This is a genomic window from Oceanicola sp. S124, from assembly GCF_000220565.1.
Classification (GTDB): domain Bacteria; phylum Pseudomonadota; class Alphaproteobacteria; order Rhodobacterales; family Rhodobacteraceae; genus Pseudooceanicola.
Window position 1 is genome coordinate 1 of record NZ_AFPM01000051.1, and the last position, 6,925, is coordinate 6,925.

At 69.4% G+C, this 6,925-nt stretch carries 10 protein-coding genes; 5 read left to right on the forward strand and 5 right to left on the reverse strand.

Annotated elements, in window-relative coordinates; genetic code table 11:
- Positions 1 to 550: alpha/beta hydrolase (locus tag OS124_RS0104790; RefSeq protein WP_010138223.1), on the reverse strand; the 550-nt coding region annotated here is incomplete at its 3' end.
- A 392-nt stretch (positions 551 to 942) separates the two neighbouring features.
- Here OS124_RS0104790 and OS124_RS0104795 point away from each other — a divergent pair.
- Positions 943 to 1,725, forward strand: coding sequence for a hypothetical protein (locus OS124_RS0104795; RefSeq protein WP_010138224.1), 783 nt, complete (start codon positions 943 to 945; stop codon positions 1,723 to 1,725).
- Between the two features lie 67 nt (positions 1,726 to 1,792).
- Here OS124_RS0104795 and OS124_RS23715 read toward each other — a convergent pair whose 3' ends face one another.
- The 3 genes from OS124_RS23715 to ccmI are packed head-to-tail and all read right to left on the reverse strand — an operon-like array spanning position 1,793 to position 3,698.
- Positions 1,793 to 1,984, reverse strand: coding sequence for a DUF1289 domain-containing protein (locus tag OS124_RS23715; protein WP_010138225.1), 192 nt, complete (start codon positions 1,982 to 1,984; stop codon positions 1,793 to 1,795).
- The gene (ruvX, locus tag OS124_RS0104805; RefSeq protein ID WP_010138226.1) at positions 1,981 to 2,451 is read right to left on the reverse strand and encodes a Holliday junction resolvase RuvX; all 471 of its coding nucleotides are present in this window, start codon (positions 2,449 to 2,451) and stop codon (positions 1,981 to 1,983) included. Before ruvX ends, OS124_RS23715 begins: the two co-directional genes overlap by 4 nt.
- Positions 2,448 to 3,698: a c-type cytochrome biogenesis protein CcmI gene (gene ccmI / locus OS124_RS0104810; RefSeq protein ID WP_010138227.1), complete on the reverse strand. Its 1,251-nt coding sequence runs from the start codon at positions 3,696 to 3,698 to the stop codon at positions 2,448 to 2,450. The genes ruvX and ccmI overlap by 4 nt, the downstream gene beginning before the upstream one ends.
- 213 nt (positions 3,699 to 3,911) lie before the next feature.
- On the opposite strand from ccmI, the gene OS124_RS0104815 reads away from it, so the two are divergent.
- Positions 3,912 to 5,159 (forward strand): sarcosine oxidase subunit beta family protein, encoded by a 1,248-nt coding sequence (locus OS124_RS0104815; protein WP_010138228.1) that lies wholly within the window; start codon positions 3,912 to 3,914, stop codon positions 5,157 to 5,159.
- Between the two features lie 41 nt (positions 5,160 to 5,200).
- Here OS124_RS0104815 and OS124_RS0104820 read toward each other — a convergent pair whose 3' ends face one another.
- On the reverse strand, positions 5,201 to 5,587 hold the full coding sequence (locus tag OS124_RS0104820) for a hypothetical protein (protein WP_010138230.1): 387 nt from the start codon (positions 5,585 to 5,587) through the stop codon (positions 5,201 to 5,203).
- Positions 5,588 to 5,859: 272 nt separating this feature from the next.
- Between OS124_RS0104820 and OS124_RS27295 the strand changes: the two genes are divergently transcribed.
- The 3 genes from OS124_RS27295 to OS124_RS0104835 all read left to right on the forward strand — a co-directional run.
- On the forward strand, positions 5,860 to 6,012 hold the full coding sequence (locus OS124_RS27295) for a hypothetical protein (RefSeq protein ID WP_168161435.1): 153 nt from the start codon (positions 5,860 to 5,862) through the stop codon (positions 6,010 to 6,012).
- Between the two features lie 146 nt (positions 6,013 to 6,158).
- Positions 6,159 to 6,488, forward strand: a complete 330-nt coding sequence (locus tag OS124_RS0104830) for a sarcosine oxidase subunit delta (RefSeq protein ID WP_010138231.1) — start codon at positions 6,159 to 6,161, stop codon at positions 6,486 to 6,488.
- A 37-nt stretch (positions 6,489 to 6,525) separates the two neighbouring features.
- On the forward strand, positions 6,526 to 6,925 hold a 400-nt coding region (locus tag OS124_RS0104835; protein ID WP_010138232.1), incomplete at its 3' end, for a 2Fe-2S iron-sulfur cluster-binding protein.

The window sequence follows — 6,925 nt, forward strand, 5'->3', positions numbered from 1 at the left end:
CGGCCAGGCCGCGGCGGATGACCTCCTGGCCCAGAATGCGCGGATAGGTCTCCATCGGCTCTCCGACGGCATTCCACAGGCTGACCGAGGCGACCCCGGCACCGCGCCCCGCCGCGAGGGCGGCGACCATGCCGCCCTGGCTCCAGCCGATGACATGCAGCGGGCCGTAGCCCCTGTCCCGCAGCCAGTCGAGGGCCAGCAGAACGTCCTCGACCTGGGTTTCGAAATCGCTGTCGGCAAAGCTCATCCGGCCGGTGCTGTCGCCCGAGCCCCGACAGTCGATGCGCAGGCTGGTCAGACCGGCCCTCGCCAGATGGCGGGCCGTGCGGGCGAAGACGCCCTCTTCAGCTGCGGGGATCCGCATTTCGTCGCGGCTGCCGGTGAAACCGTGCAGCAGCAGCACCGCCGGTCCCGGGGCCGCAGGTCCGTGCAGGGTGGCCGTGATCGGCTGTCGGGGGGCCGGCAGGGTGACGGTCGTGTCCAAGGACCCTCCGAAGACGGGCGGCGCCGACAGCAGGGCGCAGAGCAGGGGCGGCAGCAGGCGTCGCATGATGGCTGTCCGGGCAATTGCGAAAGGCATGTGAAGGGGGCGGGCCCCGGGGCATTCTAGGGCGGACGGGCCGGCAGCGGAAGCGCCGCCGGGGCGGCAGGGCGCGCGCGCCGGGATCTGGCTCGGACCGGAGGCAAATGCGCGGCAGCAGGACGCATTTTTGCCACTTTCCTCTGTCTGCCCGTTCAACGGGGGCAATGGTCGGCGGATCACCGCCCGGGGCCGCGGGTCGGAGATGGTCCAAAACCTGAAAAAACTTCGGGATCTCACCTTTGGGGCGCGACAATCTATCTGCTGTCGGCGGATCGTTTCCTATACGTCGTCAAGTGCCGCACGGCCATAGGGCAGCCATATTCACCTGCTTATATGGTCTACGGCAAAAGGATCACCTCATGTTGGAGCTCATCTCTGTTGTCGCGCTGGCAGCGATCGGCGTGGCCTTCACCTCCTACCAGGGCGAGCGTGACAGCTCGTCGGTTGAACGCCGTTCGGCGCTGGCGGATGCGGATGAGCAGGTTCAGACGGTGGGAATCTTCGGACATGACGTCGGGCGGCGCCTGCGTGATCGCTTCCGGTTGCTGGGCAGCCGGCACGACCGGCCGGCCCCGATCCCGCGCGAGGACCTCGACGAGGCCGATGCCCTTGCCGCCCGCCTGTCGGCCAGCCTGATGGCCACCGAAGAGACCCCGAGGGGAGAGCGCCGCTATGCACTCGACCCGGATCGCACCGAAGCGCTGATCGCCGAAGCCATGGCCGCAGACGAGGGCTCTGCGGAGGCGGGCAATACCCTGTCCCTGGATCCGTTGGCGGGCCGCTCTGACCTGCGCGCGTCCCTTGACCAGGGCTTCGAAGCGCCGCTGGAAGAGGCCTGGGACTCATCGCTCGAGGCCGCGTCCGAGGGCGTTCAGGACATCCCGGCGGGACTTGCCGGGTTGGATACCGCACCGGTGATCTCGGACTTCGATCCCGAGCGTGACCAGATCGTTCTGGAATACCGCCCCGAAGAGGCCGGCTCGGGTCGTGTCGGCATCCTGACCGACGACAGCCACCCGGGCGCTGCACTGATCACCCTTGGCGGGCGCGTCGTCGCGATTGTCGCTGACGGCGCCGGGCGCGTCTCGGCCCGCCATGTCGAGCTGGTGCAGGAAGGGCCGGGCAAGACCGCCGCCGCCTGAGGCGACGCGACCGGCCGGTTCCCGCAGCGCGGCCCGAGACCTCTTCCCTTCACCGAGCGGATTGCCTTCACCTGCCGGACGCGCGCGCGGGCAGGTCGGCCATTATGGCCTGGCGCTCGGTCTCGCTCATCCCGGCCCAGGCGGCGATCTCGTCCATCGAGCGCAGGCAGCCCGCGCACAGCCCTGTCCCGGAATGGATCACGCAGATATCGACGCAGGGAGAGCTGATGCCGTTGCGGCGCGGGAAGCTGTCGCTCATCCGCGCAGGTGGCGCAGGCGGTCCAGCGCGCCCTGCAGGATGTAGGAGGCGGCCACGTGGTCGATCACCTCGGCCCGGCGGCGGCGCGAGGTGTCCGCTTCGAGCAGGGCGCGTTCGGCAGCGACGGTCGACAGTCGCTCGTCCCAGTAGCTGATCGGCAGGTCGGTCAGTCGCGTCAGGTTGCGGGCGAAGGCGCGGGTCTTCTGGCAGCGCGGCCCCTCCGAGCCATCCATGTTGCGCGGCAGACCCAGCACGATGCCGCAGAGGTCGCGCCTGGCGATGATCGCCAGCAGGGCCTCGGCATCCAGGGTGAACTTCTTGCGCCGGATGGTCTCCAGCGGCGTGGCAACCGACAGCAGCCCGTCCGAGACCGCGACCCCGATGGTCTTTTCCCCGAAGTCGAGCCCGGCAAGGGCACGCATGGGCGGCAGGGCGGCGGCGAAGGTTTCGATATCCTCGTGGATCATTGCGATGCTCCTGCCTGCCGTGCGGCCTCGGCCAGCAGGCCGAGCGCCTCGGCGTCACCGGCGAAGACCTGTTGGGATTCGATGTAGATGGCGCCGGCCCGGTCGGTTTCCCCGAGGACGCCGAGCGCCGCGATCAGCCGCGCCCATTCCGATGCCGAGCCACCCTCGCGGGCCAGCCGGTCGGCCAGACCCTCGACCATGCCGCGCACCATCTGCTGACGGTCCTCGTCGGACAGGTCGGCGGCGGCGTCGATATCCTCGCCCGAGGGGCCGGGCAGGGCGGTGTCGGGCCGGGACGACGCGGCGACGGGGGGCTGGCGATAGTTGATCTCTCCGGCCAGGTCGGCGACCTGGTCGATCTGGGCGCGGATCGGCGGCACCCAGGGGGCTTCCTCGGGGGAAGAGCGCAGCAGCCCGTCCCAGAGCCGGAAGGCGATGTCGGGCCGCCCGGTGCGCGCCATCAGCAGGCCCGAGTAGTAGGTGGCGGTGCCGTTGCGCGGATCCTTGTGCAGAGCGGTCTGCAGCGCCTGCGCCGCCTCGGCCGAGATACGGCCCCCGGCGGCAAGGATCAGCATGTCGGCATAATCGGCATGGTCCTGCCCCGAGGCCCCGGCGCCGGCCAGGTCCAGCACCCGGGCCTGGGCCCGCGCGGCCTCGGCGAAGTTGCCGAGCGCGGATTCGTTGCGCGCCAGCAGGCGCAGGCCGCGGATGTCGTCGGGGCGCTCGGCGACGGCGCCACGCAGCTGCACCATCAGCGCGGCGAAATCCTCGGAGGGGGCGGGCGGAGTGAAGTTGAGCTGCCCGGGAGCGGCCTCGGCCTCGGCCTGGCTGGGCAGGTCGTCCAGCAGATGGCGGGCCTCGGCGATGCGCCCGGCGCGGGGCATGTCGGGATAGCCCGGCTGGCCGAGCCAGAGGTAGAGACCGACGGCCACCGCCGCCAGTCCCAGCCCGACGGCCAGCGACATAACCCGGCCGGGGCCGGCGCCCATCTCCGCCCGGCCGGCAGCGCGGGCGGCGGCATCGGCGGCCAGCAGCCGGCGCGAGACCTCGGTGCGGGTGCGCGCGGCCTCTTCCTCGGGCAGGGCGCCGCGGGCCAGGTCGCGGTCGATCTCGGCCAGTTGGTCGCGATAGATCGCGACATCCAGCGCCTCGGCGGGCTCTGCGCTGCCGCCGCCCTGCATCAGGCTGCGCACCAGCAGCCCGGCGACGGCGAGGGAAAGAATGGCGGAAATCACCCAGAAGAGCATCGGCTGGACCTGTCTAGCGTCGTTCCCCCCGGTCTAACCCGCCCGGTTGCCCGGCAAAAGGGGCAATGGGGGGCGGCGCGCGCCCATGTCGCAAGCGCGGCATATTGCGACGGATTGAGGCGCGGCGTTCCTGGTGTAGGCTCTAGGGTCGGCGGGAAGGTGCCCCTGCAGGTGCCCGTCCCGAATCCTCATCACGAGATCAGCGAGAGGCCGATGAAGAGATACTCCGCCTTTGCCATTGCCCGCGAAGCCGCCCGCCACCACACCGGCTGGCAACGCGCGTGGAAGTCGCCTCAGCCGAAGAAGCACTACGACGTGGTGATCGTCGGGGCCGGGGGGCATGGGCTGGCCACGGCCTATTACCTCGGCAAGAACTTCGGCATCACCAATGTGGCGGTGATCGAGAAGGGCTGGCTGGGCGGCGGCAACACCGGGCGCAACACCACCATCATCCGCTCGAACTACCTGGAAGACGACTCGGCCGCGATCTTCGAGAAGGCGCGGTCGCTCTACGAGACGCTCAGCCAGGACCTGAACTACAACGTGATGTTCAGCCCGCGCGGCGTGATGATGCTGGCCCAGACCGAACACGAGGTGCGCGGCTGGATGCGCACGGCCCATGCCAATGCCCACCAGGGGGTCACCACCGAGTTCATCGGTCCCGAGCGGGTCAAGGAACTGGTGCCGATCATCAACATCGACGGGCCGCGCTACCCGGTGCTGGGGGCGCTCTGGCAGGCGCGCGGCGGCACGGCGCGTCACGACGCGGTGGCCTGGGGCTATGCGCGGGCCTGTTCCGACATGGGCATGGACATCATCCAGAAGTGCGAGGTGACCGGCGTCACCTCCGAGGGCGGCAAGGTCACCGGGGTCGAGACCACCAGGGGCCACATCGGCTGCGGCAAGCTGGGCATCGTCGTGGCGGGCCATTCCGGCGTGCTGGCCGAGATGGCCGGCTTCCGCCTGCCGGTCGAATCCATCGCCCTGCAGGCGCTGGTCAGCGAGCCGATCAAGCCCTGCCTCGACGTGGTGATCATGGCCAACACGGTGCACGGCTACATCAGCCAGTCCGACAAGGGCGAGATGGTGATCGGCGGCGGCACCGACGGCTTCAACAACTACACGCAGCGTGGCTCGTTCCACCATGTCGAAGAGACCGTGCGCGCGCTGGTCGAGACCTTCCCGATGATCTCGCGGCTGAAGATGCTGCGCCAGTGGGGCGGGATCGTCGACATGACCGGGGACCGCTCTCCGATCATCTCGCCCACACCGCTTGGCAATACCTACATCAACTGTGGCTGGGGCACCGGCGGTTTCAAGGCGATCCCCGGCTCGGGCTGGGCAATGGCCGACATGATGGCGAAGGGGACCCCGGGCCCGCTGGCACGGGGCTTCGGGCTGGAGCGCTTCCGCGAGGGCCGCTTCATCGACGAGAGCGTCGCCGCAGGCGTGGCCCATTGAGACCCGGGATGATGTCCCCGGGCCTCATCCGGCGCGACCGCTCACTCGGCGGCAAGCGGCATCTGCTGGGGCAGGCTGGCGGCGTCGATGGCGCGCAGCGCCTCGCGGCGGATGTTGAGCGGCGCGTGATGCGTCCGGCCAAGCCGGCGGATCAGCTGCTGCGGATCCCCGTCGCGGGGCAGGCGGGCGATGGCCACGCCGTGGAAGCCCTCGCGCAGCGCGGCGGCAAAGTCTGTACCCCTCGGCACTCGGGCAAGGCAGTCGCTGTGCCCGAAGCCCAGGGGGCGCAACCCGCCCGGGCCGCGGCCCAGCAGGACATAGAGGCCGGGGCTCTCCGGCAGGCCGTCGAGCCCGTCCAGAAGCGTGAAGCACTGGCTGCCGGCGCCGGTGGCATGGGGCTCGATGGGGAAGTCGATGGTCTCGGTCATGGGGCAGAGTCTCCGTCGCGGGTCCGCAGGCCTGCGGGGCCTGTCCCGATGGTAACGCAAAATCTTGTGGTTCCGTTAACGCTAAGCCACCGGGCTTGGGGTGTTTCCGGGGAAGTTTCGCGGGGTACGCCCGATTTGCATGCAGAACGCACGGAAACCGCCTCGGGTTCCCTTGCGGCATCCGTCCCGGCGATGCTCTGCCCGGCCGCCGGGAACCAGCCGGCGACATCCCGCGTTTCCCTTTCGATCTGTGGATTTGAAAAGGAAACGAAATGGCTGAGAAATCCGGCAACACTGGCATGGCCTTCATCCTGGGCGCGGTCGTCGTCGTCCTGGCAGGTGTCATCTGGTACGTCTCGACCGGCGGCGACGTGCCTGCCGCAGACGAACCCGAAATCCAGATCGACCTGCCCGACGGCGGCTGACTCCCGGCCCCTCACCGTGCTTTTCGCCCGGGCACCCAAGGTGCCCGGTGCGGCCCGATCCCAAGGCCGTCGGCTCTGTCCGCGCGGCCTCTTTTCATGTCTGACACCCGGGGCCCGCGCCCCGCATCATCCCGTTGGAGGCCGCGATGCTGCTGCTTGAATGTCCCTGTTGCGGAGTCCGGGGCGAAGAGACCGAATTCCACTGCGGCGGCGAAGCCCATATCACCCGCGAGGGGCCGGCCTCGGACGACGCGGCCTTCGAACACTACATGTTCGAGCGGGTGAACCCGCGCGGCGTCCACTTCGAGCGCTGGCGCCACGTGGCGGGCTGCGGCAAGTGGTTCCACGCCGCCCGCGATACCATGACCCTCGAGGTCTGGGGCACCTATCCGGCGCAGACCTCCCGGCCGCCGGAAGAGCTGCTGGAAAAGATCCGGGCTGCGCGTCCGGGGTTCAAATGGCGCGATATCGCGTGAGCCGCTTCGGCATGATGACGAAAGGAGCAGGGGCGCAATGAGCAGCAGGCTTGCGAAAGGCGGACGTCTGATCGACCGCGGCGCGATGCGCACATTCACCTTCAACGGTCGGGCGATGAAGGGCTACGAGGGCGATACGCTCGCCTCGGCCCTGCTGGCCAATGACCAGGTGATGATGGGGCGCAGCTTCAAGTATCACCGGCCGCGCGGCGTCGTTGCCGCCGGTGCGGAAGAGCCCAATGCCCTGATGGGCATCGGCACCGATGGCCGGTTCGAGCCGAACCAGCGTGCCACCACGCAGGAACTGTTCGACGGGCTGAGTGCCGAGAGCCAGAACCACTGGCCCAGCCTGGACTTCGACGTCGGCGCGGTGAACGCGAAACTGTCGCGTTTCTTCCCGGCGGGCTTCTATTACAAGACCTTCCTCTGGCCGCGCA

What these genes read in the sequence shown, in the direction of transcription:
- OS124_RS0104815 (WP_010138228.1), top strand. Translation starts at nt 3,912, where the DNA reads ATGAAGAGATACTCCGCCTTTGCCATTGCCCGCGAAGCCGCCCGCCAC.
- OS124_RS27295 (WP_168161435.1), top strand. Translation starts at nt 5,860, where the DNA reads ATGGCTGAGAAATCCGGCAACACTGGCATGGCCTTCATCCTGGGCGCG.
- ruvX (WP_010138226.1), bottom strand. Translation starts at nt 2,451, where the DNA reads ATGATCCACGAGGATATCGAAACCTTCGCCGCCGCCCTGCCGCCCATG.
- OS124_RS0104795 (WP_010138224.1), top strand. Translation starts at nt 943, where the DNA reads ATGTTGGAGCTCATCTCTGTTGTCGCGCTGGCAGCGATCGGCGTGGCC.
- OS124_RS0104830 (WP_010138231.1), top strand. Translation starts at nt 6,159, where the DNA reads ATGCTGCTGCTTGAATGTCCCTGTTGCGGAGTCCGGGGCGAAGAGACC.
- OS124_RS23715 (WP_010138225.1), bottom strand. Translation starts at nt 1,984, where the DNA reads ATGAGCGACAGCTTCCCGCGCCGCAACGGCATCAGCTCTCCCTGCGTC.
- OS124_RS0104820 (WP_010138230.1), bottom strand. Translation starts at nt 5,587, where the DNA reads ATGACCGAGACCATCGACTTCCCCATCGAGCCCCATGCCACCGGCGCC.
- ccmI (WP_010138227.1), bottom strand. Translation starts at nt 3,698, where the DNA reads ATGCTCTTCTGGGTGATTTCCGCCATTCTTTCCCTCGCCGTCGCCGGG.